Source organism: Bradyrhizobium sp. Arg237L (genome assembly GCF_029990105.1).
GTDB lineage: Bacteria > Pseudomonadota > Alphaproteobacteria > Rhizobiales > Xanthobacteraceae > Bradyrhizobium.
Genome location: NZ_JAQMIL010000061.1, coordinates 33,642 through 58,384, shown reverse-complemented (window position 1 = coordinate 58,384; position 24,743 = coordinate 33,642). Strand labels below are relative to the sequence as shown.

The following is a 24,743-nucleotide window of genomic DNA, read 5'->3' as shown; positions in this document are numbered from 1 at the left end:
GCACGGGACCCACGGGTGCAACCAGCACCCGGCTTTCCCTGCGCCCTCTGATATCGAGGAGGGTGGAAAGTGACGCAAAGCTCGGACGCAACGCGCCGCGAGAATGCGGACTCATATCCCGTCATCATACTCTATCGTCATGCCCCGCGCAGGCGGGGCATCCAGTACCCGGCGGCCTCTTGGCTCAAGCACCGCTGCCTCTGGAATACTGGATCGTCCGGTCAAGCCGGACGATGACAGCGGAGAGCTGTTTGACATTTGAATCAGAACTCTCACCGTCATTGCGAGCGCAGCGAAGCAATCCATCGCGCCGCATGTGGAGGCATGGATTGCTTCGCGGCGCTCGCAATGACCACGGAGAGGGAGCCTGTGACACAAGGCGGGACCTGTAGGGTGGGCAAAGCGACTTCATGCACCGCGGCTCAAACGAGCTCCGGCGGAAGCGTGCCCACCATCGCGAGCGGAGCACTTGACGGTGGGCACGCTGTCGCTTTGCCCATCCTACAAATCGAACCGCTCGATCCGCCCTACTCCGCCACTTCCACCTGGCGCGTGGTCGGGCCTGCGAGCGGCCGTTCTTCCATGATGGTGATGCACAGCGCCGCAGTTGCGAGCAGCACGGCGGCGGCGCCGAAGACGAAGCGGAAGGCGGTGGTCATGTCGGCGACCGGAATCGAGCTCACCGCGCCATGATGTTCGCCGGCGAGCGAGATGTCGGCGCCGAGCGCCATCAGCAGGATCGCGGCGAACGCCGCCACCGCGAACGAGGCCATCAGCGCGCGGAAGAAATTCATTGCACCGGTCACGGTGCCGACCTGCGAGCGCGCCACCGCATTCTGCAGCGAAACCACGCTGACCGGAAACGTCGTGCCGAGGCCGAGCGCGAAGACCGACATCAGCGTGAGCAGCCCCCACAGCGGCAGCGTGGTCATCGCCATCGCCACGCCGCAGAGGGCGGCGATCGAGGTGCCGACGACCGCCACGCGCTTGTAATGCTTGGCACGCACCATGGTCCGGCCGGCGATCGCCGCGCCGCAGGTCGAGACCGCGGCAAGCGGGATCAGCGCCAGCCCGGCCTCGCTGGCGCTGAGGTGATAGACCACCTCATAATAGAGCGGCAGGTGCACCGTCAGCCCGACGATCGCGCCGAGCGCGCAACTGCCTGCGACGATCGCGAAAGGAACGACCGTTCCGCTCAGGAGCGACAGCGGCAGGAACGGCTCGTCCGCCCTGCCCGCGTGCCACACGAAGCTGGCGGCGAGCACAAACGACGCGCCGACCATCGCCATGATCACTGGCGACAGCCAGGCAAACCGGCTGCCGCCCCAGGTCAGCACCAGCGTGACCATGACGGCGGAGGCCATCAGGAGGATGCCGCCAAGCCAGTCGACCTTGCGCTTGCGGTGGAACACCGGGATCTTGCCCATCCTCGGCAACAGCAGCGCGAGTGCGGCAAACGACAGCGGCAGGTTGATCCAGAAGATCATCGACCAGTGCAGATGCTCGGCGAACACGCCGCCGATCACCGGCCCCGCGATGCCGCCGGCCATCCAGACGCCGCTGAAATAGGCTTGGTATTGGCCACGCTCGCGCGGGCTGACCACGTCGGAGATGACGGTCTGCACGACAGGCAGGATGCCGCCGCCGCCAAGCCCCTGCAGGCCGCGCGCCAGGATCAATACCGGCATGTTGGGGGCGATCGCGCACAGGATCGAGCCGACGATGAACAGGCTGAGCGAGGTGATGATCATGGCGCGCCGGCCATAGATGTCGCTCAGCGTGCCGAATACCGGCGCAACCGCGGTCGATGCCAGCAGATAGGCCGTAATCACCCAGGACAGGTTGGAGACGTCCTGGAACTGGCGGCCGATGGTCGGCAGCGCGGTCGCCACAATGGTCTGGTCGAGCGCCGCCAAAAACATCGTCAGCATCAGGCTGATCACGATGGTGCGGACTTCGTCAGGGGCAAGCGGAGCCGGCGGCGCCAGCGGTGGCGCGTCGGTGAGGTCGATCACCTCGGTCGGCAGGCGGGACAGCTCTTCGGCTACGTCTGCAGGCAACGCCTGTCGGTCGGCAGGTTTGCTGCTCTGCCGTTCGAACTTGTTCATCTCGGGCGTAATTTCTCGCTGCGGCGCAACGCCACAATGGAATCGTTCTATGAACTGCAATGTAGGCAGCAAATTCCTGTTGAGGCAGGCGGCTCAGCGCATAGGCGCATTCCGAGGCCGCGTCATCCCAATGATGTGATTTTCGCGCTTGGACAAGACGTTACGATTTCGGCCGGTTTTTCAGCCGCGCCCGCTTCGGCAGCAGCGCCGGCCACCGCACGATGTGGTCCTCGAGCTCGGCATCGGGGATCTCGTCCTCGGTGCCCTGCACCCGGCCGCGCACAGAGACACCGGCCTCGTGCACGGTGTTCGGGTCGCCGGAAATCAGCGGATGCCACCAATAGAGATCGCGGCCCTCCGCGACCAGCTTGTAGCCGCAGCTCGGCGGCAGCCAAGTGAGGGTACGGACGTTCTCCGGCGTCAGCCGGACACAGTCCGGAACCTTGTCGGACCGATTCTGATAGTCCTTGCAGGCGCAGCGCCCGGCATCCAGCAGTTTGCAGGAGACGTGGGTGAAGTAGATTTTTCCGGTGTCCTCGTCCTCGAGCTTCTCCAGGCAGCAGCGCCCGCAGCCGTCGCACAGGCTTTCCCATTCGACATTGGACATTTGCTCCAACGTCTTGGTTTTCCAGAAAAATCCCTCCTGGCTAGAGGCACGTTTGGGCGGTGCGGTCATGAAATCGGAGAATTTGGTTTAAGTCGGTTCGCAACCCATCTAGGGGCTGTAGTGGCAGGTACGCAAGCGGGCCCATCTGCGGGCCAGCGAACGAGTTCACAAACAGGTTCAGCCTGACATTAAAATCGCAAGCAACACCATTGGTTTATAGCCCCCGCTCAGATAGAAACGATAACCGAGTCTCCCACTTGGCGCGAGCAGCGCCTTGGGTTTGCCACAACATGGAATCAAGACGCTCGACCGGTGCCCAAATGGATGGGCACGCGAGCGGTTTCTAACCGAGCAAGGGCCCCGGTGCGCCAGATCCTACCGCCGCAGTGGACGACCAAGCTCCGGAACTTCTTTCTGGACCTGGATGCGCGCATCGACTCCACGCTGTTCTCCTCCGGCAGGGGCTTGCGCGAGCTTTATGAGCGCTATTCCACCTTCATGGACAACTTCTATGTCGGCCGCTGGAAGCGCTGGGTGTTCATCGAGCCGCTGTCGGAGGCCGCGACCATGGGGCTCGGCGGCATGGTCGTGCTGCTGGCGCTCGCGATCCCGGCGTTCCGCGAAACCGCCGATGACGACTGGCTGAAGAAGTCCGATCTCGCGGTGACCTTCCTCGACCGTTACGGCAATCCGATCGGCAGTCGCGGCATCAAGCATAACGACTCGATCCCGCTGGAAGACTTTCCCGACGTCCTGATCAAAGCCACCCTCGCCACCGAAGACCGGCGCTTCTACGACCATTTCGGCATCGACATCGCCGGCACCGCACGCGCCCTCGTCACCAACGCGCAGGCCGGCGGCGTGCGCCAGGGCGGCTCCTCGATCACGCAGCAGCTTGCCAAGAACCTGTTCCTGAACAATGAGCGCACCATCGAGCGCAAGATCAAGGAAGCATTCCTGGCGATCTGGCTCGAGCACCGCCTCAGCAAGAACGAGATCCTCAAGCTCTATCTCGACCGCGCCTATATGGGCGGCGGCACCTTCGGCGTCGATGGCGCCGCGCATTTCTACTTCAACAAGTCGGCGCGCGACGTCAACCTGGCGGAATCCGCGATGCTCGCCGGCCTGTTCAAGGCGCCGACCAAATACGCGCCGCACATCAACCTGCCGGCCGCGCGCGCCCGCGCCAACGTCGTACTCGACAACCTCGTCGATGCCGGCTTCATGACCGAGGGCCAGGTGTTCGGCGCCCGCCGCAATCCCGCGGTCGCGGTCGACCGACGCGACGAGAATTCGCCGAACTACTATCTCGACTGGGCGTTCGACGAGATGCGCAGGCTGGTCGACACCTTCCCGAAATCCTATACCGAGCGCGTGTTCGTGGTCCGCACCGCCATCGACATGAACGTGCAGCGCGCCGCCGAGGAAGCGGTCGAGAACCAGCTCCGCCAGTTCGGCCGCGACTATCACGCGACCCAGGCGGCAACCGTCGTGTCCGATCTCGACGGCGGCGTGCGCGCGATGGTCGGCGGCCGCGACTATGGCGCCAGCCAGTTCAACCGCGCGACCGACGCGTACCGGCAGCCCGGCTCGTCGTTCAAGCCTTATGTCTACACCACGGCGCTCCTGAACGGGTTCACGCCGAACTCGAAGATCGTCGACGGCCCGGTGTGCATCGGCAATTGGTGCCCGCAGAACTATGGCCACTCTTATTCCGGTTCGGTGACGCTGACGCAGGCGATCACGCGCTCGATCAACGTCGTGCCGGTGAAACTCTCGATCGCGCTCGGCGGCAAGGAAGGCCCGAAGGCCGGCCGCGCCAAGATCGTCGAAGTGGCGCGCCGTTTCGGCCTCAAGGCGCCGCTGCCCGATACGCCATCGCTGCCGATCGGCTCCGACGAAGTCACCGTGGTCGAGCATGCGGTCGCCTACGCGACGTTCCCGAACAGGGGCCGGTCCGTCACGCCGCATGCGGTGCTGGAAGTCCGCACCGGCGCCGGCGACCTGGTCTGGCGCTGGGACCGCGACGGGCCGCAGCCGCGGCAGGCGATCCCGGCCTCCGTTGCTGCCGACATGGCGGGGATGATGAGCCATGTGGTGAGCGAAGGCACCGCGCGCCGTGCTGCGCTCGACGGTATTCCGACCGCCGGCAAGACCGGCACCACGAACGCCTATCGTGACGCCTGGTTCGTCGGGTACACAGGCAACTTCACCTGCGCGGTCTGGTACGGCAATGACGACTACTCGCCGACCAACCGCATGACCGGCGGCTCGCTGCCGGCGCAGACCTGGCACGACATCATGGTTGCCGCGCATCAAGGCGTCGAAGTGCGGGAAATTCCCGGCGTCGGCATGGGCCAGAAACTGCCGAAGGAGCCGGCGACGCAGGCGAACGCTGCCGCGAACGCCGCGCCCAAGATACTCGAGACCAAGCCCGGACCGCCGCCGGTGCTGACCAAGCGCGGCGCCGATATCCTGGTGCGGGTCGAGAAAATGCTCGACGATGCCGCCAGGACCTTGGGCAAGACGTCGTCCAACGCGCCGGCGAAATCGGACAAGCCGTCATCCAGCGCACTGGCCTTCCCCGAGAATTACGTCACGGCGGCCGGCGACCAGGCGGCGGCACCGACGCCGCGAAAAAACTGATGCCGGTGATCGCTTCGGAGCTGTAGGGCCGTGCGGCTGATCCTCATCACCTTGCTCGCGCTGATCGTTGCTGCCGGGATCGGGCTCGGCTCGACCTATGTGGCCGCGACGCGCGGCACCAATATCGGGACGCTGAAGATCGGCGCCTGGACCGCGCGGCCGAGAAACGGCACATCCGACATCGATCCTTACAACCGTGCGACCATCGCCCGCTCCGGCGAATTGCCTGTCGGCACCGGCGACGGCATCGGCTTCACCGCCACCACCGATGACAAGAAGAAGCCGCTCGACGGACGTTGCGACGTCGTCGTCAGCGGCGTCACCCCGCCGGCGCGGTTCTGGACGCTGACGCTGTTCGACAGCAAAGGCCGTCTGGTGGCGAATTCGCTGCAGCGCTACGGCTTCACCAGCCAGGAGATCATCCGCGGCTCCGATGGTACGTTCGAGATCCGCATCGCCTCCCGCTCGCGGGCCGGCAACTGGCTGCCGACGGGCGGCATCGAGCGTTACGCGCTGATGCTGCGGCTCTACGACACGCCGGTCGGGGTGGCGACGCGGACCCAGCGCGATGCGCCGATGCCGATGATCTCGACGGTGGGCTGCCCATGATCCGCCTCGCCTTCACGATCATCGCCGGCGTGCTGCTGGGCGGCGTGGTGCATCTCGTCAGCGTGCTCGCCTTGCCGCGGATCGCTTCGCAGGACGCCTATTCGCGGCTGACGCCGATCACGCAGCTCAACGCGGTCACGGCACTGCCATCAGCGGATCCCGGCAATTCGCTGATGCCGTTCATGGACCCGGCATTCGCGATGGCGATCTGCCGCTACGATCTCTCGACCGGGCCGATCAAGCTCACGGTGCCGGTGAGCCAGGCCTATACCTCGGTGTCGTTCTACACCCGCAACGAGCTCGCCTATTACGCCATCAACGACCGCTCCGCAGGCAAGAAGGTGATCGAGCTCGATTTGATGACCGAGGCGCAGCACAACGAGCTGCCGGAGGACGAGGACATCACCGCCGCCGACCGGCTGATCATCGATTCCCCGACCACGACCGGCCTGATCCTGTTGAAGGCGCTGGCGGCCGAGCCCGGCCTGATGCCGCAGGCACAGGCCTCGCTCGCGGCCGCAAGCTGCAAGGTGCAGACCGAGCCGCCGGCGCCCAAGCAGGCCGAAATCCCGCTCCCCGCCCCTGCGCCCGCGGCACGGCCTTCGAAACGCTAGCCCTTGACGACCGTGGCGTGCCCGATCACCGGCGGCTGCGCGGCGACCGGCGGATTGGCGGTCAGCACGGCGAGCTCGCCGATCAGGCGATCCGCGTCAGCCGCGACATTGTCCGGGGCCTGGATCACCAATCGCTCCAGCGCCCAGCGATAGGACGAAATCCGCCGCTCCAGGCATTGCTGGACCCATTGCACGATCAGCGTGTTCTCCTCCATCCGGGCAATCGCGTCAGCGCGCTCCCGCGGCGACAGGTCCGACACCATGCCGAGGCTGGCATTGCGCTTGCGGTCGAGCTCGATGACGCGCCAGGCGGTCGCAAAGAACGGCTCGAAGCGTGTGATGTCGTCGCGCACGTCGTCGATCAGTTGCATGTAGCGGGAGGTGTGCGCGCGGTGCGGCTCGTCGATCAGCGCCCGTCCGTAGGCGGTGCGGTCGAACACTACCTTCTGCCGCCATGGCGAGGGCAACGGCTGATAGTCGCCGAACACGCTCTTCCAGGCCGGCCGCGAATGCGGCGGCTCGATCAGGGGATAGGCGAGATCGCGGAGCTGGCGCTCGTTTTCGGTAAGCTCGAATTGCGAGGGCCTCATGCCGATGCTGCCAGTCGCTTCCGCGCCGAGCCAGCGGTGCATGTCGTCGTTACGGAAGTCGGCACGCGTGCGGCCGAAATCGCCGCCGCTGCAGCCGCCGAGCGCCGCGCCAATCAGCAGCAGCGCCAACGCCGAGCGTGAACGCCGGCGTCCGGTGCTCCGGCTCGGAAGACACCCCTCCCGCATTTCAAACGTCCAATCGTCAGGTGCGCCGACGGCGACGGCGACGAGGCGCTGTACCTTCTGCCGGCCCGCGTCCACCGTCGCTCTGCTCGATTACGCGCTCAATCCGGATAACGGGAAGGATCAGAACAGTCCCCATGCCATCGCTTGCAGCGCCACCCATGACCGCGCCCGGCCGCCGCGATGCCGCATCCGCCGGAAACTCAATGATGGTGCCCATTTCTGTTCTCTCTGCCTGCCGCGCGGTGATGATTTGCGAGGCGACGTCCGGATTAAGAACCGCACGTGGTTAATGACCTCTTAATCGGAGCCGCCGGTCGGTTACCGATGTGGCGAGTGTGCCTTATTCGCCAGATCGCTTCCGTCAGATAGTTCACATTTTAACGGATGCCTTCACGGCTCGTTTTCCTTAACCGGCTCTTAAAGCCGCCGACATAGGCTGGCGTCCGAACGTTTTGCGCATTTTCGAAAGTCGCGTACGCCTTCCCATGAGCGCAGCTCCAGTCATTCCAGGCCTCGATGGGCTGATGACCCTGTCACGTCGCGAGGGCGTCGACATTCGCCCGACGCTGCTGCGCGTACTCACCGACCTCTATGTGCAGGCCAAGGCTCATTCCGCCGATGAGGAGCGGCAATTCGTCGAACTGGCCTCGCGCCTGATCGACCAGGTGGACGATGCGACGCGCGCAGCGGTGCGGGCGCGGCTCTCGGTCTATCCGGCAACGCCGGAGGAGCTTCTTGGCAAGCTTAGCCTGCGGCGCACCGACCCGGACCAGCCGTTGCCGGCCGCCGCTGAAATCGCTGGGCCGCCGTCTCCGCCGCCATCGGTCAAGCCCCCGACCGAGGCGCAGCTTCGGATGGCAGCGAGCCTTGCAATGCGGCCCAACGATGCCGCAGAGATCACCGACATGTTCTTTGCCGCGACGGCCAGCGAGCGGGTCCAGATCCTGCAGAACATTGTGCAGACGCCGCTCAAGGCGTCGGTGCGGATTCCTGCGCCGCGCGCCGCGCGCGCCATCGAGATCCTTGAAATGGCGGCCTTCGCCGAAGACATCGAGAATTTCGCGCGCGAAGTCGGCGAAGCGCTGATCCTGCCGTCGCGCATTGCCGAGCAGGTGGTGAATGATCCCAGCGGCGAGCCGCTGGCCTGCGCGGCGAGAGCGCTGAACATGCCGAGCCCGGTGTTCCAGCGGGTGCTGATGTTCCTCAATCCGGCGTTGGGTTCATCGGTGCACTACGTGTTTCGCCTGTCGCGCATGTACGATCGGCTGAGCGAACGGACGGCGCTCATCATGCTGGCGGCGTGGCGAGGCTCGACCATGGCGGTCGCGCGTGCCAAATATCGCCCCTCGCTCTACGATGACGAGCGCCATCGCGCGCGCTCCACATCCGCTGAGAGGCGGCCGACCGGTCAGCCGGGTGATGCGCCCGCGATCCGCTCGCAGAGTTCCGGACGCTAACTCTTCGCCAGGTCCAGAAAGTGCCGCCCGGCCTTGTCTTCGGTCTCGACGACCCAGACATCGGGATCGAAGCGGATTTCCTTGGCAAGCCGTTGCTCCACCGATGATTCCGGCACCGGCTCTTGCGTCATCGGCACGAAGATGCGGTCGAACGGCCGGCTGTCTTCATAGGCTGTCTGCGGCGCGGGCGTGTAAAGCATGGCGTTGCCGTCGAGCAACGCCACCTTGACGAACACCGCCCCCGCCTCCTCCGCACCGCGCCGGCGCACCGCACCGAACACGCCTTCCTTCTGGCAGCGCCGCAGATATGCGGACACCCAGATGCTTGATTTCAATCGCATTGCATAACGATAAGCCGGCCGCGAGATCAGCGCCAGTGCCTCTCCGCGCGCCTTGTGCGAGGCATCCAACCGGACCGGACGGGCCGGCAGCGTCGCAAGAGCCGACCGAATTGCCAACTTTTCCACAAGACGTCAGCACTCCGCGACTCTTTGTCACGCAATTCGAACCAGCTCAATTTCCAGCGAAAACTGGCACGATCCGCCGCGGATGAGCGAACTCTTCGCCGCAACGATTGCAACTTCATCCCGATGTCGCGCGACCGTCACGGCCGCTTGGTTAACGGACCGGGCTACGATCCATTATCCAGGGGAAAGCAATGTCAGGACGTCATCAACACAATCACACACATCACCACGGCGGTCCGTTCGGCAAGAAGCTGTTCGGAACGACCAGCGACGACGATCTTTTCGGGTCGGACCGCAATGACATCATCTTCGGCCTTCGGGGCGACGATCTGATCGATGGAGGCAAAGGCAACGACACGCTGTTCGGTGGAAGGGGCAACGATGCTCTGATCGGTGGCGAAGGCAACGACCGCCTGTTCGGCGGCCCCGGACGGGATCTGCTGCTGGGCGGCGCCGGTCGGGACGAACTCAGCGGCGATGACGGCAACGACAAATTTCTGTTCCGCAAGGGCATGGGCGTCGACACGATCGAGCATCTCGATCGCGGCGACCGCATCGATATCCGTGACTTCCAGGTCGCCTCTTTTCAGGCGCTGATCGACTCCGCCCGACAGGTCGGTCACGACGTTCAGATCAGCTTCGGCAATGGCGACAAGCTCGTCATCGAGAATACGCGCATTTCGAACCTTCACTCCGAACAGTTCATCATCGCAGATGAGGTCAAGGGTCCGTCAAGCTCACAGACGCCCTACCTCCTCAGCAGCGATTCCCATGTCTACACTCAGTCACTGCTGACGGCGGGTGACAGCGTGGGCGGCTACAAGATGGCCGGTATTCCCGACGGCCTTGGCGCATTCGACAATGGCGACGGGACCTTCACCGTGCTGATGAACCACGAACTCGGCGGAAACCTGGGCGTTGCGCGCGCTCATGGCGCCACAGGCGCGTTCATCTCGGAATGGGTGTTCGACAAGACCACGCTGCAGGCGGTGTCGGGCAAGGACCTCATCCACGACGTCTGGCTCTACGACGCGACGACCAACAGCTATGTCGACCACAACGCCAGCAACAGCCCGGTGTCGTTCAACCGCTTCTGCTCCGCCGACCTTGCCGATCAGGGCGCGTTCTACAGCGCGGAAACCGGTCTCGGCTTCAACGGCGGCAGGATCTATCTCAACGGTGAAGAGTCTGGTGTCGAAGGGCGGGCATTCGCCCATATCGTGGGCGGCGCGCAGGACGGCAATAGCTACGAACTCGCCGGGCTCGGCAATATGGCCTTCGAGAACGTGGTCGCCAGCGCGCATACCGGCGACAAGACCGTGGTCGCGGCGCTGGACGATGGACAGAACGGCCAAGTCTATTTCTATGCCGGCGACAAGAAGGCGACCGGTAACGCCGTCGAGAAGGCCGGCCTGACCGGCGGCCATTTCTTCGGCATTCACGTTAACGAGTTCGAAGGCACGTTGAACAACAACGAACCGAACACCGCCTCCCCGCTCGGGACGGACGAGAAGTCGACCTTCTCGATCATCGATCTCGGCGACGTCAGCGGCATGACAGGTGCCGAGATCGATGCGGCGAGCGAGGCTGCCGGCGTCACCAGCTTCCTTCGTCCGGAAGACGGCGCCTGGGACACGCTCAATCCGAACCGCTTCTACTTCGTGACGACGGACGCCTTCAATGCGCCGAGCCGGCTGTGGGCACTGGATTTCAACGATTCCAGCAACCCGGCCGCGGGCGGCACCATCAAGCTGCTGCTGAACGGCACTGAAGGCCAGCAGATGTTCGATAACATGACCGTCGATGCCAACGGCAAGATCGTTCTCTGCGAGGACGTCGGCAACAATGCGCATCTCGGCAAGGTCTGGCAGTACGATCCGGCGACAGACAAGCTGACGCAGCTCGCCGAGCATGACCCTAGCCGCTTCACTTCGGGCGGTGCGAACTTCCTGACCCAGGACGAGGAATCGTCCGGCGTCATCGACGTCTCGCACATCCTCGGCAACGCCGGTGAGAACGTCTACCTGATCGATACCCAGGCCCACTTCGCGGTCGGCGGCGAACAGGTCGAGGGTGGTCAACTGCAGTTGATCCACCAGTATCTGGTCTGACGGCGATCAAGATGGGCGGGCTCTACCCGCCCATCACCGAGACTTGACTGCGGAGGTGCGGCTCCCCCGTCACCTCCGCATTCATGCATTCAAGCGTGGTCCGACACATCGCTGTCAAACAGTGGCCGCTCACCTACAATCTGCGGAGCAACTCCCCGTGATGTCAATCGCGCAAGCAAACCGTCCTGCCGCACCTCCTGGCGCGGAATCGGACTTGCACATGGCTCTTGCATCCTGCCGCGCCGCGCTGATCGCGATCGCGATGTTCAGCGGACTGATCAACCTGCTCAGCCTGACCGGCTCGCTGTTCATGCTGGAAGTCTATGATCGCGTGCTGCCGAGCCGCAGCGTGCCCACGCTTGTCGGTCTCAGCATCATCGCGGCCATGCTGTTCGTCTTCCAGGGCATCCTGGAGCTGACGCGTGGACGCATGCTGCTTCGGATCGGAAACCAGATCGACTGGCGTGTCAGCGACCGCGTCTATGATCTCGTGATACGTCTGCCGCTCCGCACCCGCGGCGGCGGCGATGGGCTGCAGCCGGTCCGCGACCTCGACACCATTCGGTCGGTGCTATCAGGGGCTGGCCTGCCGGCGCTGTTCGATCTGCCATGGCTGCCGATCTATCTCGCGATCTGCTTTGCGTTCCACCCGCTGATCGGCGGCACCGTGCTCGGCGGCGCGCTCGTGCTGGTGATCCTGACGCTGCTCACTGATCGCCTGTCCCGTCGCTCGGTGCAAAGAGCGTCAAACCATGCCGCCGCGCGCAACCGGCTCGCCGAGGCGAGCCGACGCAACGCGGAAGTCCTGGTTGCGATGGGGATGTCCGCGCGTCTGCTCGCGCGCTGGCGCGAGCTCGGCGATGCCTATCGCCGGCAGCAGAAAATCGCCGGCGACATCTCGGGCGGCTTCGGCGTCGTCGGGCGAATGCTGCGGATGATGCTGCAATCAGCCGTCCTTGCGGTCGGCGCCTATCTCGTCATCCACCAGGAGGCATCCGGCGGAATCATCATTGCCAGCTCGATCCTGACCGGCCGCGCGCTCGCGCCCGTCGACCTCGCAATCGCCAACTGGAGGAGTTTCGTTGCGGCGCGCCAGAGCTGGCGGCGTCTCGAGAAACTGCTGGCAGTCATCCCCGCGCCCGCGGCCCAGGTACCGTTGCCCGCACCGAGCCGCACGCTGCTTGCGGAAAAACTGTCCGTCACCGCTCCGGAGTCCGAAAGGGTGCTGGCCGCCGACATCAATTTCGTCCTCAAGGCGGGCAGCGCGCTCGGGATCATCGGCGCCAGCGGATCGGGAAAATCCTCGTTGGTTCGAGCGCTTGTCGGCGCATGGCGACCGTCGCGCGGTGTCGTCCGACTGGACGGCGCGGCGCTGGAGCAATGGTCCCCCGAGGCGCTCGGAAATCACATCGGATACCTGCCGCAGGACGTCGAACTGTTCGAAGGCACCATCGCCGAGAATATCGCGAGATTTGTCCCAAGCCCGCCGATGGAAACGGTGCTCGCGGCGGCAAACGCGGCCGGCATCCATCAGCTCATCGTCGGCTTGCCGGAGGGATACAACACCCAGATCGGCGAACAGGGCGCGCGCCTCTCCGCCGGCCAAAGACAGCGCGTTGCACTCGCCCGCGCGCTGTATGCCGATCCCTTCCTCGTGGTGCTGGATGAGCCCAACTCAAATCTGGACGCCGAAGGCGAAGAGGCGTTGACCCGCGCGATCCTCGCGGTTCGGTCTCGCGGCGGCATCGTCGTGATCGTCGCGCACCGCTCCAGCGCACTCGCCGCCGTCGACTTCGTGATGACGATGCTCAATGGCAGGCAACAAGCCTTTGGCCCCAAGGATGAAGTGTTCTCGATGCTGACACGACGGGAGTCACCCCCAGCGGGTCCATTCAAGGTCGTTCCTCAATCCGCGGCATCGGCATGACCGAGAGCGCATTTCAAGGCGAAGCCCGCAGCTTGCGCCATCACCTGATCGGCGGAATGGTCGTCGCGCTCGTGCTGACCGGCGGCATCGGCGGCTGGGCCGCCACCACGGAATTGTCAGGCGCAGTCACGGCGTCCGGATCAGTCGTCGTCGATTCCAGCGTCAAGAAAGTCCAGCATCTGACCGGCGGCATCGTTGGAGAATTGCTGGTCCGCGAAGGCGATCATGTCCGTGCCGGAGACACGCTAGTGCGGCTCGATGAGACTGCGCTGCGGGCGGCCCTTGCCATCTACGCCAAAGGATTGGATGAGATGCGCGCCCGCAAGGCGCGCCTCAGCAGTGAACGCGATGGCGCCGAGCACATCGTGGTCCCACCCGAGCTGCTCGATCGCCCCTCGCCGGAGTTCATCACGGCGCTCGACAGCGAACGCAGATTGTTCGAGCTCAGAGCCGCCGCGCGCAGGGGGCAGAAGTCGCAGCTTCGCCAGCGCATCGCGCAGCTCGAAGATGAAATCCGTGGCTACGCCGCCCTGCGGGAGGCCAAGGCGGAGGAGATCGAGCTGATCCAGCGTGAGCTCACGGGCGTGCGGACGCTGTGGGAGAAGAACCTGATCCAGATGAGCCGGCTAACGGTTCTCGAGCGCGAAGCCGCGCGCCTCAAAGGCGAGCTTGCGCAGTCGATTGCCGCGACGGCGCAAGTGCGTGGCAAGGTCACCGAAATCGAATTGCAGATCATCCAGATCGATCAGGATCTGAGCAGCGAGGTCGCCAAGGAGTTGCGCGAGATCGACGGCAAGATCGGAGAATTCATCGAACGCAAGGTCGCAGCGGAGGATCAGCTCAAGCGGGTCGACATCCGCGCCCCGCAGAATGGGATCGTGCACCAGCTCAGTGTCCACACGGTCGGCGGCGTGGTCAGCCCGGCCGAGCCGGTCATGCTGATCGTTCCGGAGGCCGATCTTCTCACCGTGGACGCCAAGATCTCGCCGGCTGACATCGATCAGCTCCATGTCGGACAGGCGGCGAACCTGCGCTTCTCCGCCTTCAACCAGCGCACCACGCCGGAAATCCAGGGCACGATCAGCCGCATCTCGGCCGACGTGACATCGGACCAGCGCACCGGCCAGAGTTTCTACACCGCGCGGGTGGCAATCACGCCCGAGGAGCTGGCGCGACTGGGAGCAGCGAGACTTCTGCCGGGAATGCCAGCCGAGATCTTTGCCAAGACCTATGATCGCAGCGTGCTGTCTTATTTCGTCAAGCCGCTGTCCGACCAGATCGTGCGGGCTTTCCGCGAGCGCTGAACAATCTTGCTGACCGGTTCAGCGCAGTAGCCGAGCCGGGCGATTCGCGAGGCATCGGTCCGTCGTGCAGGCCCTACTCGACCGGGTGTCCGATCATCGCCGAGAGTTCGCGGACGACCCGATCCGACATTTGGCCGGTCACCGGCAGCTTGCGGTCGCGCTCGAACTTGGCGATTGCGGCCTGGGTATCGGAACCGATGGTGCCGGTCGGCTTGAGCTGGCCGTAGCCATATTCGGTGAGCGCGCGCTGGACCGCGGCGATGCGCTTCGATGCCGCACTCTGGGTGGTCTCGCCGCGCGAGGGGATCGGCGCGGGCGGCCGGATGACATTTGCCGGAGCCGGCGGGGCCGACGTCGACTTCAGGACGAGATTGGTCATCGGGTCGGAAGTTTTAGAATCGGAAGTCCTGGAATCGGAAGTCCTGGAATCGGAAGTCTTGGAATCGGACGCCCTCGGTTCCGCTCTGGGTTCGGCGGGCTTCGCGGGCTCGGCGGGCTTCGCTTCCACAGGCTGGGGTTCAACGGGACGCGCAGCCGCCTCGACCGGCCGCGGACGCGGCAGCAGACTGGTGACGGCAGGCGCCGGCGGCGGCAGCGTCACGACCGAACCGAACATCGGTGATGGATGGCGGCCGGCCTGCAGAAACAGTGCATTGGTGATGATGGCAATGACGGCGCCGGCCGCGAGCACGCCGGCGACCGTGTCCTTCGGACTGTGCAACAGCACGCGCATCAGGACGCCGCGCTCTTCCTCGGCTTCGATCGCAACCGCCTGCGCGCCGCGACGGCGGCGGCGCGGCATCTCCTCATCATCGGCGACTTTTCTAGGCACTCTTCTTCACCTGCTGGGCTTGTTCCTGTAATCCGGATCGCAACGCGGGCTTCAGCGTCGCGATCTTGCCGGAAGGCTCCTGCACCGCCGGCGGCGCAAACGAGAGCGGCAGCGTCACGGTCACAGTGGTGCCTTCGCCAAGCTTGCTCTCTACACTCATCTCGCCCTGGTGCAAGCCGACCAGACCCTTCACGATCGACAGTCCAAGTCCGGTGCCCTCATGACGGCGCTGATAGGTCTTGCCGGCCTGGAAGAAAGGATTGCCGATCTGTTTGAGATCGTCGGCATCGATGCCGACACCGGTATCGGTGACATCAAGCATCAGCCGGGATCCCTCGACCGCAGCCGACACCGTGACGCTGCCGCCGCGCTCGGTGAACTTGATGGCATTTGATACGAGATTGAGCGTGATCTGCTTGAAGGCGCGCGGATCGCCGTTCATCATGGGCAGATCCTCCGGCGCGCGGGTGATCAAGTCGACGCCGTTCTCCCGCGCCTTCAGCGCCAGCAGGTTGCAGCAGTTGAGCAGCGCCGGGCGCGGCGCGAAGGGCTCGGGCGCGATTTCGAAAGTGCCCGTTTCCATCTTGGACATATCGAGGATGCCGTTCACCACCGACAACAGGTGCTGGCCGGAATCACGGATGAGCTGCGCATACTCCTTGCGGCGCGCCGCATCGAGCATCAGCACATCTTCCTGGGCGATCATGTCGGAGAAGCCGATGATGGCATTCAGCGGCGTGCGCAATTCGTGGCTCATGGTGGCAAGGAACCGCGTCTTCGACGCGTCCGCCTGTTCGGCGGCGTTGCGCGCCTGCTCCAGCGCCTCCTGCTGCATCTTGCGATCGGTGACGTCGCGAATCACGGCGACGACTTCGCCCTCGCCAGCGACCTGATCGAGCGGCCGGCAGCGCATCTCGACCCAGATGAAATCCGCCGACTGCATCAAACCGCGCGGCGCCTCCCGCCGCAGGCGGAATTCGACGCTGCGTCCCTCGCCGCCCCGCGCTGCGTCCGACAGCGCAGTGAGATAGGCCGGACGATCGGCGACATGGACGCGATCGAACAGGCCGTGCCCCATCAGCCGCGGCGGCGGCACGCCGAGCATCGCTTCCGCCGCCGGCGAGATGAATTGCACCGCCCCGTTGCGGCTGTGGCGCGACAGCACGTCGCTCATATTGTGCGCCAGGAGACGGTAGCGCTCTTCCTCGCGATAGAACAGCGCCACGCTGGTGCGCGCGAGCGACTCGGCGCCGAAGGCAAGGCCCGCGGCATAGAGCGTTGCTGAAACGACACCGAACCCGATCAAGGCGCCCTGCAATGGCGCGCTCAGATTTGACGGCGGCAGCAGGTGGAAATGGCCGAGCACGATCAAGGCCGCCGCACATGACATCGCAAGCGCAAAAGCGAACGCCACCACGCGGCGCGAGGCCGACAGCGCCGCCTCGATCGGAACGACGATGAGCCAGACCGCGGCAAAGGATGCGATCCCGCCGGTGGCCGCCGCCACAATCATGACGAAGCCTGCAAGCGCCAGCGACGACAGCACATGCGCGCCTTCATAGCGGCCAGTGCGCGACAGGAACCAGGACAACAGGATCGGCGCGATCAGCCAAGCGAAAGCGGCAACCTCGATCGCGGTCGGCGCGCCGCGCAGCGCCAGATAGACGGGAAATGCAGCGAACGCCGCCAGGCTGCCGAGCAGGCGCGGCGCCATGAAGGCGCGATGCCGCGCCCGCGTCAACGCATCATATCTCGCCGACGGATGCAGCAGGGCATCGAGACAATCGCGGATAATACTCAAAACACTCACGGCTTTCGCGCTTTCCGATCCTGCGTCAAAGACGAGTCGGAACGCCCCCTTCATCTTGGACTCACCGTGTCAGAGTGAACTTAAGCGAACGCTAAGGCACAGCGCCCGGCCGCCGGACTCTGTGCCTTCGCACGGCTTTTGCACATCGCAACGGGCGCATTTGGCGCGGATGGTGAACGCGAGGTTTCCGCGATCGATAATCTTATGGTTTCGAAATGGTGGACGAGCGGGGCTCGCGCATCTTGCCGCAGCTCGCTGGCATCAATCGAAAATTTACACCGAATCGAGACGCGTGCGGATTTTGGCGCGCATTTTCCGCGAATTTTCGACGATTTAACTTCAAGGCAAACACTTGCGTTTTATTGACCGCTGCTAGTCACGTGCGAATTGCGGATCAACCGCAAACGAAGATGACGGGGTCGCGAGATGTTTTTCCTGCTGCGCATGGCATTCTGGCTCGGGCTCGTGCTCGTGCTGCTGCCAAGGGACAAAACACCTGAATCGGAAAAGCTGCCGCAGATCGGCGCCGCCGAAGCCGTGCAGGCGGCGACCGCTGCTGTCAGCGACATGGGCCAGTTCTGCAAGCGCCAGCCTACGGCCTGCGAGGTCGGCGGCCAGGCAGCGACGGTGATCGGTCAGCGTGCCACCGACGGTGCAAGGAAAATCTATCAGATCATCATCGACAAGAAGTCGCCGGACCACACCGGCTCGATCGGCTCGCCTGGGGATGCCGAGGTCTCCCTGGTCGCGTCCCGCGACACCCTGACGGCCGACGACCAGGCCATCGAATGGCGGCCGCCGCCCGCGCCGTGACCGCAAAATAAGCCGGAACCGGCTGCATTTTCATCGCATTCGGCCGCCCGCGACCCTATATAACGATTGGAGTGATGGGACGCGGGTGATGATGACGATCGACGAAATCAGGGAGAATTTCTCGCTGCTCGACGAGTGGGACGACCGGTACCGGTACGTCATCGAACTCGGCCGCACCCTTGCACCGATGCCGGAGGAAGAGCATTCCGCAGTCAACAAGGTGCAGGGCTGCGCGAGCCAGGTCTGGCTCTCCAGGAAGATCGACCGCGCCGGCAACGACGAGCCGCGGCTGCATTATCTCGGCGACAGCGACGCGCATATCGTGCGCGGGCTGATCGCGATCCTGCTGACGCTTTATTCGGACCGCTCGCCCAAGGAAATCCTGGCGACGGATGCCGCCGCGATTTTCGATGAGTTCGGGTTCCGCGAGCACCTGACGCCACAGCGCTCCAACGGATTTCGCTCGATGATCGAGCGTATCCGCTCGGATGCCCGCGAGACGCTCGCAACCGCCGCTTCCTAGCTCGTGTATTTGACGCGTTTTATTCAGGCGAACCGGAATCCACTTCGCTCGAAAACGCTATGCTACTTCCGCTTCCGCTGCTGCTGGCCGAGGCCCATCTTCTTGGCGAGCTGTGAGCGCGCTACCGCATAGTTCGGCGCGACCATCGGATAGTCGGCCGGCAGCCCCCATTTCTCCCGGTATTGTTCCGGCGTCATGTTGTACTGCGTGCGCAGGTGGCGCTTCAGCGACTTGAATCGCTTGCCGTCTTCCAGGCAGACCAAATATTCTGACGTAACCGATTTCTTCACGGGCACCGCGGGCTTGGCCGGCTCGAGCGGCGCCTCGGTCCGTCCGCTGGCGACCCGCATCAGCGCGGCATGCACCTGGCTGATCAGGTTGGGGATATCCGAGGCCTGGGTCGGATTGTTGCTGAGATAGGCCGATACGATGTTGGCGGTCAGTTCGACAGGGCTTTTGCCGGTGGCATCGGTCATCGCGCAACCTTCTCTTGAGGCTTGGACGTTGGCAACGGGGCGGGACCGCGGACAATATCGGCGCTACGCCAATACATCAGCGGAGCCCCGCATTACTTGCTAATATGCGCGGACTACCAGGAATCTAGCAAGAACTACGCGGCTTTATTTTTCAAGACGCGCGATTGCAAGTATTTCCCGGTCTACGACGAACGCTGCTCGAGATGCGCCCGCAGCTCGTCGATGGAGGCGAAGCGCATCATGCCTTCCGGCATCTGCGCCTCGATCGAGCCGTCGGAATAGAGCGAATAGGCCATGCCGTCGACGACGCCCGATTTCAGCACCGTCACCGGCGGCTGCTCCTGCGGCTGCGGCGGACGACGGTCGGCCACCGGCGCGCTGGGGCTCTCGCCTGGGGTCAAGGGCGTGCGCGGCACGCGGCGCGGCGGAAGGTCGGAGGGCCGTTGCCGCTCCGGCCTCGGCCACGTGTCATCGAAGTTCCCCTGCTGCGACTCGCCCGATTCGGCGGCCGGCGCCAGTGGATTCGAACGCGGCTCCGGCGAGAGCATGTCGGGGGTCAAAGGCTCGCCTGCGCGCGCCGGGCCCCGTTCGCGCTCCTTGCGCGTGGAAGAGAACATCAGGTTGCGCCGCTTGGGACCTGCCGGGCCAACCTCCGACGGTTCCGCGCCTGGCGGAGTGACGGGCGGCACCTCGTTGCGGGCACGATCGCGCGCGGCGGCCTCGTGATACCAGGGCGGCGGGGTCGCACCAGCCGCCGCCGGTACCACCGGCTCGCCGTCCCCAGAACCTTCTGCCGCTGGTTGACCGCGCCTGAACGGGAATCCACCCTCGGACGCAGCCGCGGCACGCGGTGCAACGGGTGCGTCCGGCGGCAGCGAAAATTCGTGGGGCTCCTCTGCAGGCATCCCGGTACCCAGGCGCCGGGCGAGATTCCGCAGCTCCCGGACGTTGAGCCAAAGGCCGAACATGATCAGGCCGGTGCAGAAGCCGAATACACCGGAGAGGATCAGCGTGCTGCCGACGCTGAATTCCTTGTATTGAATGCCATAGCCGATCGCCAGCAGGCCTGCCAAAAGCAGGCCAAAACCCGCGACCAACATCCCGACCATCATCAAACTCACCCCCGAAAACCGCGCCAAATCTATGCGCCGGCCCCTTATTCCACGATACCGTCATATTATGTGCATCGCCAACCAACAATTCCGGAGACGGTTCCTATCCGGATCTTGAACAGGATTACCGCTCCGTTCGCTTCTCAGGGCAGCCGCCGCCAACGCGTCCCCCCGTAGATCTACCGGCTACGAATTGATGCCAAATTGCTGCGACGCATCAGTAAATTACGCCACAATTCCCAATTACTCGTTAGTGGAACTGCGCTATATGGATGCCGGGGAATGAGGCCCTAAAGCGCCATCAGGGCCGAGGGACGCCGGGTCACCAATAGCCATGTCATCCATTACGACTTCTGCCATCGAAACGCCCGCGCGGCGCTCGGTGGAAAAGACTTGCGACGATCTTGCGATCGTCGTGCTAAGCGCGGTCGCCCTGATCGCAGGCCTCACGTTCCGCGATTACGGGCTGGGCTGGGACGATTACACCCACGCCGAATACGCCGACCTGCTGCTGCGAATGTACGGTTCCGGCTTCAAGGACACCGGCGCGCTGTCATTCGCCAATCTCTACATGTATGGCGGCGGTTTCGACATGGCCGCGGCGCTCCTGCACAAGGTCATCCCGCTCGAATTGTTCGAAACCCGCCGGCTGCTCGGCGCCGTCGTTGGCGTGATCGGGCTTGCGGTGAGCTGGCGGCTCGGCCGCCGCGTGGGCGGCCCGCTGGCCGGCCTTGCCGCGCTGCTGTTGCTCGCGCTGTGCCCGACCTTCTACGGCCACATGTTCATGAACCCGAAGGATGCGCCATTCGCAGTGGCGATGATGATCCTGCTGATGGGTCTTGTGCGCCTTGCCGAGGAATATCCGGCGCCTTCGCCGCGCACCATCCTGATCGTCGGGTTTGGCGCCGGGCTTTCGCTCGGCTGCCGGGTTCTCGGCGGTCTGGCATTGATCTACGCTGCGGTGGGTTTCGTGCCGTTGCTGCTTGAAGAAGTCCGCAAGCAAGGCCCGCGCGAGGCGGCGTATCGCTTCGTCCATGTGGTCTACGTGCTGCTGCCCGGGCTGATCTTCGGCTATCTGGTGATGGGCCTGATCTGGCCGTGGTCGATCATGGAACCGGGCCACCCGCTCGAGGCCGTCACCTATTTCTCGCACTTCTTCGAGAAACCCTGGAAGGAGATGTTCGACGGCGCGCTGGTCTCGGTGCCGGACATGCCGTGGTCCTATCTGCCGACGCTGTTCGCGCTGCAGCTCCCCGAGGTGCTGCTGGGCCTCCTGGTTGCAGCGGTTGTCATGAGCTTGATGTCGCTGTCGCGCGCCGACGTCGCCGCGCGGCGCAAGACCGTCCTGCTGATGCTGACGCTGGCGGCAACGTTGCCGCTGGTCATCGCAATGGTGAAGCGGCCGGCGCTTTATAACGGCATCCGCCATTTCATTTTCGTGATCCCGCCGATGGCGGTGCTGGCGGGCTTTGCCTTCGCCCGCACCATGGACTGGCTCGGCGAAAAGCGTCGGAGCTGGCAGCCGGTGGCGCTCGCCGTCTTCACCTTCGGCCTGCTGCTGCCGCTCAGCGAGATGATCCGGCTCCATCCTTACCAATATACCCACTTCAACCATATCGCCGGCACGGTCCGCGGTGCCGACGACCTGTTCATGCTGGACTACTGGGGCCTGGCCCTGAAGCAGGCTTCCGATGGCCTGCGCGAGCAATTGATCGAGCGGCAGGAAATTCCGCCGCTTAACGGAAAATGGAAGGTCGCCGTCTGCGGCCCGCAGCGCCCGGCGCAGGTTGCGCTCGGCCCGGACTTCACCATCGGCTGGGACAGCCAGTCCGCCGATTTCGCCATGACGCTCGGCGAGTTCTACTGCAAGGGCCTGACCGCGCCCGTGCTGGTCGAGATCAAGCGCGACGATGTCGTGTTCGCCCGCGTCTACGACATCCGCGGCCGCAGCATCTCGAGCCTGCTCGCGATCCCCGCCCCGTAGTCTGGCTTTCGCCGGTACCGCATATCAGGCACCCCGAACTTGCCTTGCTGCCGGCTGGCGGCAAGGTTACGCTTCCCGTTGACAAATCGACACATGGGAGAAGCCGGTCATGTCGCCAGCGGAAGCTCGCTTGAAGGAAGTGCCGTCGGATATGACGGATGCCGAGTGGCAACAGCGCGTCAACCTCGCCGCCTGCTACCGCCTCGTGGCGCTGTACGGCTGGGACGATCTGGTCGACACCCACATCTCCGCGCGCGTGCCGGGGCCGGAGCATCATTTCCTGATCAATCCGTATGGCCTGATGTTCGAGGAGATCACGGCCTCCAGCCTGGTCAAGGTCGATCTCAACGGCAATCTGCTGTCCAAGACCGACTACAACATCAACCCCGCCGGCTTCACCATCCATTCCGCCATCCACGAGGTGCGCGAGGACGCCGGCTGCGTGCTCCATCTGCACACGCCTGACGGCACCGCGGTCTCGAGCTGCCCGGAAGGGCTGCTGCCGCTGAACCAGACCGCCCAGCTCGTCACCCATGATCTCGCCTATCACGACTATGAGGGCATCGCGCTCGATCATGACGAGCGCCCGCGGCTGCAGCGGGACATCGGCAACAGGAACCACATGCTGTTGCGCAACCACGGCACGCTGACGGTCGGCCGCTCCGTCGCCTCCGCCTTCGAGCGCATGTACCATTTGGAGAGGGCCTGCACCATGCAGGTGCGCACCCGCATGCTGGGCCCGACCGTCTACCCGGTCGAGCAGTCCGTGATCGACAAGAACACCACGCTGCTCTCCAATCCAGACCGCGCCGAACTGCGCTCGACGACGCTGGTGTGGCCACCCCTGCTCCGCAAGCTCGACCGCATCGACCCGAGCTTCCGCAATTGAATTTTCGGGATTTTGGTGTAAGGTTGCTTCCAACAACCTCTGCACGACCGAATAAAAACGCCGCCCAATTCCGGGCGGCGTTTTAGCTTTTAAGGGTGATGCCGGTAGGGTGGGCAAAGCGACTTCTTGCGCCGCCGTTCAAACGAACGCCGGCGGAAGCGTGCCCACCATCAGCACTCCGCTCGCAATGGTGGGCACGCTTCCGCCTGTGCTCGTCTATACATTGGCGCGTGTAGGCGCTTTGCCCACCCTACGCCTACGCCGTGCTGAAACTATTTCTGCTCCGCAAGCGCGGCCAGGATGCGGGCCCAGGAGCGGATGCCCTTGTGGAAGCTCTTGAGGTCGTATTTCTCGTTCGGCGAATGGATATTGTCGTCGTCGAGCCCGAAGCCGACCAGAAGCGAATCGAGGCCGAGTGTGCGCTTGAAATCGGCGACGATCGGGATCGATGCGCCTGATCCCATGAGAACCGCTTCCTTGCCCCACTCTTCCGTCAGCGCGCGCCGGGCGCCGGCGAGCGGCTTCATGTTCCAGTCAAGCGCGATCGCGGGCGCGCTGGAATGGTCGCCGAACTCGACCGAACAATCGGCCGGGATCCGCGAGGTCACGTAATCGCGGAACGCCTTTCGGATCTTGGCGGGATCCTGCCCTTCGACCAGGCGGAACGAGATCTTGGCCGAGGCGAGCGACGGGATCACCGTCTTCGAACCCTCGCCGATATAGCCGCCGACGATGCCATTGATGTCGCAGGTCGGGCGCGAGGAGATCTGCTCGATCAATAGACGATCCTTCTCGCCGGCCGGCACCGAGAGCCCGATCGGCTTCAGGAAACTCTCGGGCGTCAGATTGAGCTTCTTCCACTGCGCGAGCACATCCGCCGGCAGGTCCTTCACGCCGTCATAGAAGCCGGGAATGGTGATGCGGCCATTGTCGTCGAACAGGCCGCCGAGAATGCGGGTCAGCACGCGGATCGGATTCTGCGCGCCGCCACCGAATACGCCGGAATGCAGATCGCGGTTGGCAGCCTTGATCTTGACCTCGTCATAAACGAGGCCACGCAGCGAGGTGGTGATCGCCGGCGTGTTCGGATCCCACATGCCGGTGTCGCAGACCAGCGCGAAATCGGCCTTGAACTCCGACTTGTTGGCTTCCAGGAAGGGCACGAAATTCTTCGAGCCCACTTCCTCCTCGCCCTCGATCAGGATGGTGATATCGACCGGCAGCGAACCCGCGACCTGCTTCCAGGCGCGGCAGGCTTCGATGAAGGTCATCAACTGGCCCTTGTCGTCCTCCGCGCCGCGCGCAACGATGATCTTGCGGCCGTCGGCATGGTCGGTGACGACGGGCTCGAACGGCGGACGGTGCCAGAGATCGAGCGGATCGACCGGCTGCACGTCGTAGTGGCCGTAGAACAGCACATGCGGCCGGCCATCCGTGCTGCCATTGGCCTTGGCGACGATGGCCGGATGGCCCGCGGTCGGCCTGACCTCGGCCGCGAAGCCAAGCGTCGCGATGTCCTTGGCGAGATGCTCGGCTGCCGCCTTGCAGTCAGCCGCAAAGGCCGGATCGGCCGAGATCGATTTGATCCGCAGGAGCGAGAACAGCCGCTCCAGGCTGTTGTCGAAATCGGCGTCGATGCGGTCGAGGACGGCTTGAAGCTTTGGACTGGACATCGCTG

The 24,743-nt window shown here is 64.3% G+C and carries 21 protein-coding genes; 11 read left to right on the top strand and 10 right to left on the bottom strand.

Going from position 1 to position 24,743, the window contains the following annotated elements; all coding sequences use genetic code 11:
• Positions 1-527: 527 nt before the first annotated feature.
• Positions 528-2,108, bottom strand: a complete 1,581-nt coding sequence (locus OZ411_RS30790) for an MDR family MFS transporter (RefSeq protein ID WP_282530975.1) — start codon at positions 2,106-2,108, stop codon at positions 528-530.
• Between the two features lie 160 nt (positions 2,109-2,268).
• Positions 2,269-2,784 (bottom strand): YcgN family cysteine cluster protein, encoded by a 516-nt coding sequence (locus tag OZ411_RS30785; RefSeq protein ID WP_282530974.1) that lies wholly within the window; start codon positions 2,782-2,784, stop codon positions 2,269-2,271.
• Positions 2,785-3,078: 294 nt separating this feature from the next.
• Here OZ411_RS30785 and OZ411_RS30780 point away from each other — a divergent pair, with 294 nt between their 5' ends.
• The 3 genes from OZ411_RS30780 to OZ411_RS30770 are packed head-to-tail and all read left to right on the top strand — an operon-like array spanning position 3,079 to position 6,584.
• Positions 3,079-5,361 (top strand): PBP1A family penicillin-binding protein, encoded by a 2,283-nt coding sequence (locus tag OZ411_RS30780; protein WP_282530973.1) that lies wholly within the window; start codon positions 3,079-3,081, stop codon positions 5,359-5,361.
• Between the two features lie 30 nt (positions 5,362-5,391).
• Positions 5,392-5,970 (top strand): DUF1214 domain-containing protein, encoded by a 579-nt coding sequence (locus OZ411_RS30775; RefSeq protein ID WP_130582564.1) that lies wholly within the window; start codon positions 5,392-5,394, stop codon positions 5,968-5,970.
• Positions 5,967-6,584 (top strand): DUF1254 domain-containing protein, encoded by a 618-nt coding sequence (locus OZ411_RS30770; RefSeq protein WP_130582565.1) that lies wholly within the window; start codon positions 5,967-5,969, stop codon positions 6,582-6,584. Before OZ411_RS30775 ends, OZ411_RS30770 begins: the two co-directional genes overlap by 4 nt.
• Here OZ411_RS30770 and OZ411_RS30765 read toward each other — a convergent pair.
• Together OZ411_RS30765 and OZ411_RS30760 are read right to left on the bottom strand one after the other, a co-directional pair.
• Entirely contained in the window at positions 6,581-7,360 is a 780-nt protein-coding gene (locus OZ411_RS30765; RefSeq protein ID WP_282530972.1) for a hypothetical protein, read from the bottom strand. The genes OZ411_RS30770 and OZ411_RS30765 overlap by 4 nt on opposite strands.
• A 16-nt stretch (positions 7,361-7,376) precedes the next feature.
• Positions 7,377-7,577, bottom strand: coding sequence for a hypothetical protein (locus tag OZ411_RS30760; protein WP_282530971.1), 201 nt, complete (start codon positions 7,575-7,577; stop codon positions 7,377-7,379).
• Between the two features lie 307 nt (positions 7,578-7,884).
• Between OZ411_RS30760 and OZ411_RS30755 the strand changes: the two genes are divergently transcribed.
• Positions 7,885-8,817, top strand: coding sequence for a DUF2336 domain-containing protein (locus OZ411_RS30755; RefSeq protein WP_282530970.1), 933 nt, complete (start codon positions 7,885-7,887; stop codon positions 8,815-8,817).
• Here OZ411_RS30755 and OZ411_RS30750 read toward each other — a convergent pair.
• A complete protein-coding gene (locus OZ411_RS30750) occupies positions 8,814-9,158 on the bottom strand; it encodes a DUF1491 family protein (RefSeq protein ID WP_282530979.1) in 345 nt (114 codons plus the stop codon). The genes OZ411_RS30755 and OZ411_RS30750 overlap by 4 nt on opposite strands.
• 317 nt (positions 9,159-9,475) lie before the next feature.
• Here OZ411_RS30750 and OZ411_RS30745 point away from each other — a divergent pair, with 317 nt between their 5' ends.
• From OZ411_RS30745 to OZ411_RS30735, 3 genes are all read left to right on the top strand, one after another.
• Entirely contained in the window at positions 9,476-11,395 is a 1,920-nt protein-coding gene (locus OZ411_RS30745; RefSeq protein ID WP_282530969.1) for a hypothetical protein, read from the top strand.
• Between the two features lie 220 nt (positions 11,396-11,615).
• Entirely contained in the window at positions 11,616-13,322 is a 1,707-nt protein-coding gene (locus tag OZ411_RS30740) for a type I secretion system permease/ATPase (RefSeq protein WP_282530968.1), read from the top strand.
• A complete protein-coding gene (locus OZ411_RS30735; RefSeq protein WP_282530967.1) occupies positions 13,319-14,626 on the top strand; it encodes an HlyD family type I secretion periplasmic adaptor subunit in 1,308 nt (435 codons plus the stop codon). The genes OZ411_RS30740 and OZ411_RS30735 overlap by 4 nt, the downstream gene beginning before the upstream one ends.
• A 73-nt stretch (positions 14,627-14,699) precedes the next feature.
• On the opposite strand, the gene OZ411_RS30730 is transcribed toward OZ411_RS30735, so the two are convergent.
• Positions 14,700-15,458 (bottom strand): peptidoglycan-binding protein, encoded by a 759-nt coding sequence (locus OZ411_RS30730; protein WP_282530966.1) that lies wholly within the window; start codon positions 15,456-15,458, stop codon positions 14,700-14,702.
• A complete protein-coding gene (locus OZ411_RS30725) occupies positions 15,451-17,268 on the bottom strand; it encodes an ATP-binding protein (RefSeq protein WP_282530965.1) in 1,818 nt (605 codons plus the stop codon). Before OZ411_RS30725 ends, OZ411_RS30730 begins: the two co-directional genes overlap by 8 nt.
• Positions 17,269-17,694: 426 nt before the next feature.
• Here OZ411_RS30725 and OZ411_RS30720 point away from each other — a divergent pair, with 426 nt between their 5' ends.
• Positions 17,695-18,081 (top strand): DUF5330 domain-containing protein, encoded by a 387-nt coding sequence (locus OZ411_RS30720; protein ID WP_282530964.1) that lies wholly within the window; start codon positions 17,695-17,697, stop codon positions 18,079-18,081.
• A 91-nt stretch (positions 18,082-18,172) separates the two neighbouring features.
• Entirely contained in the window at positions 18,173-18,604 is a 432-nt protein-coding gene (locus tag OZ411_RS30715; protein ID WP_282530978.1) for a SufE family protein, read from the top strand.
• A gap of 62 nt (positions 18,605-18,666) precedes the next feature.
• Here the strand turns inward: OZ411_RS30715 and OZ411_RS30710 are convergent, their stop codons facing one another.
• Together OZ411_RS30710 and OZ411_RS30705 are read right to left on the bottom strand one after the other, a co-directional pair.
• Positions 18,667-19,080 carry a MucR family transcriptional regulator gene (locus OZ411_RS30710; RefSeq protein ID WP_282530963.1) on the bottom strand — a complete coding sequence of 138 codons (414 nt, stop codon included), beginning with the start codon at positions 19,078-19,080 and terminating at the stop codon, positions 18,667-18,669.
• 182 nt (positions 19,081-19,262) lie between these two features.
• Complete coding sequence (locus OZ411_RS30705) at positions 19,263-20,189, bottom strand: DUF308 domain-containing protein (RefSeq protein WP_349017047.1); 927 nt, start codon at positions 20,187-20,189, stop codon at positions 19,263-19,265.
• A gap of 337 nt (positions 20,190-20,526) precedes the next feature.
• On the opposite strand from OZ411_RS30705, the gene OZ411_RS30700 reads away from it, so the two are divergent.
• A complete protein-coding gene (locus OZ411_RS30700) occupies positions 20,527-22,176 on the top strand; it encodes a glycosyltransferase family 39 protein (protein ID WP_130581094.1) in 1,650 nt (549 codons plus the stop codon).
• A 109-nt stretch (positions 22,177-22,285) separates the two neighbouring features.
• Complete coding sequence (locus OZ411_RS30695) at positions 22,286-23,065, top strand: class II aldolase/adducin family protein (protein WP_130581095.1); 780 nt, start codon at positions 22,286-22,288, stop codon at positions 23,063-23,065.
• Between the two features lie 272 nt (positions 23,066-23,337).
• Here the strand turns inward: OZ411_RS30695 and OZ411_RS30690 are convergent, their stop codons facing one another.
• Positions 23,338-24,738 carry a M20/M25/M40 family metallo-hydrolase gene (locus OZ411_RS30690; RefSeq protein WP_282530961.1) on the bottom strand — a complete coding sequence of 467 codons (1,401 nt, stop codon included), beginning with the start codon at positions 24,736-24,738 and terminating at the stop codon, positions 23,338-23,340.
• Positions 24,739-24,743: the final 5 nt, after the last annotated feature.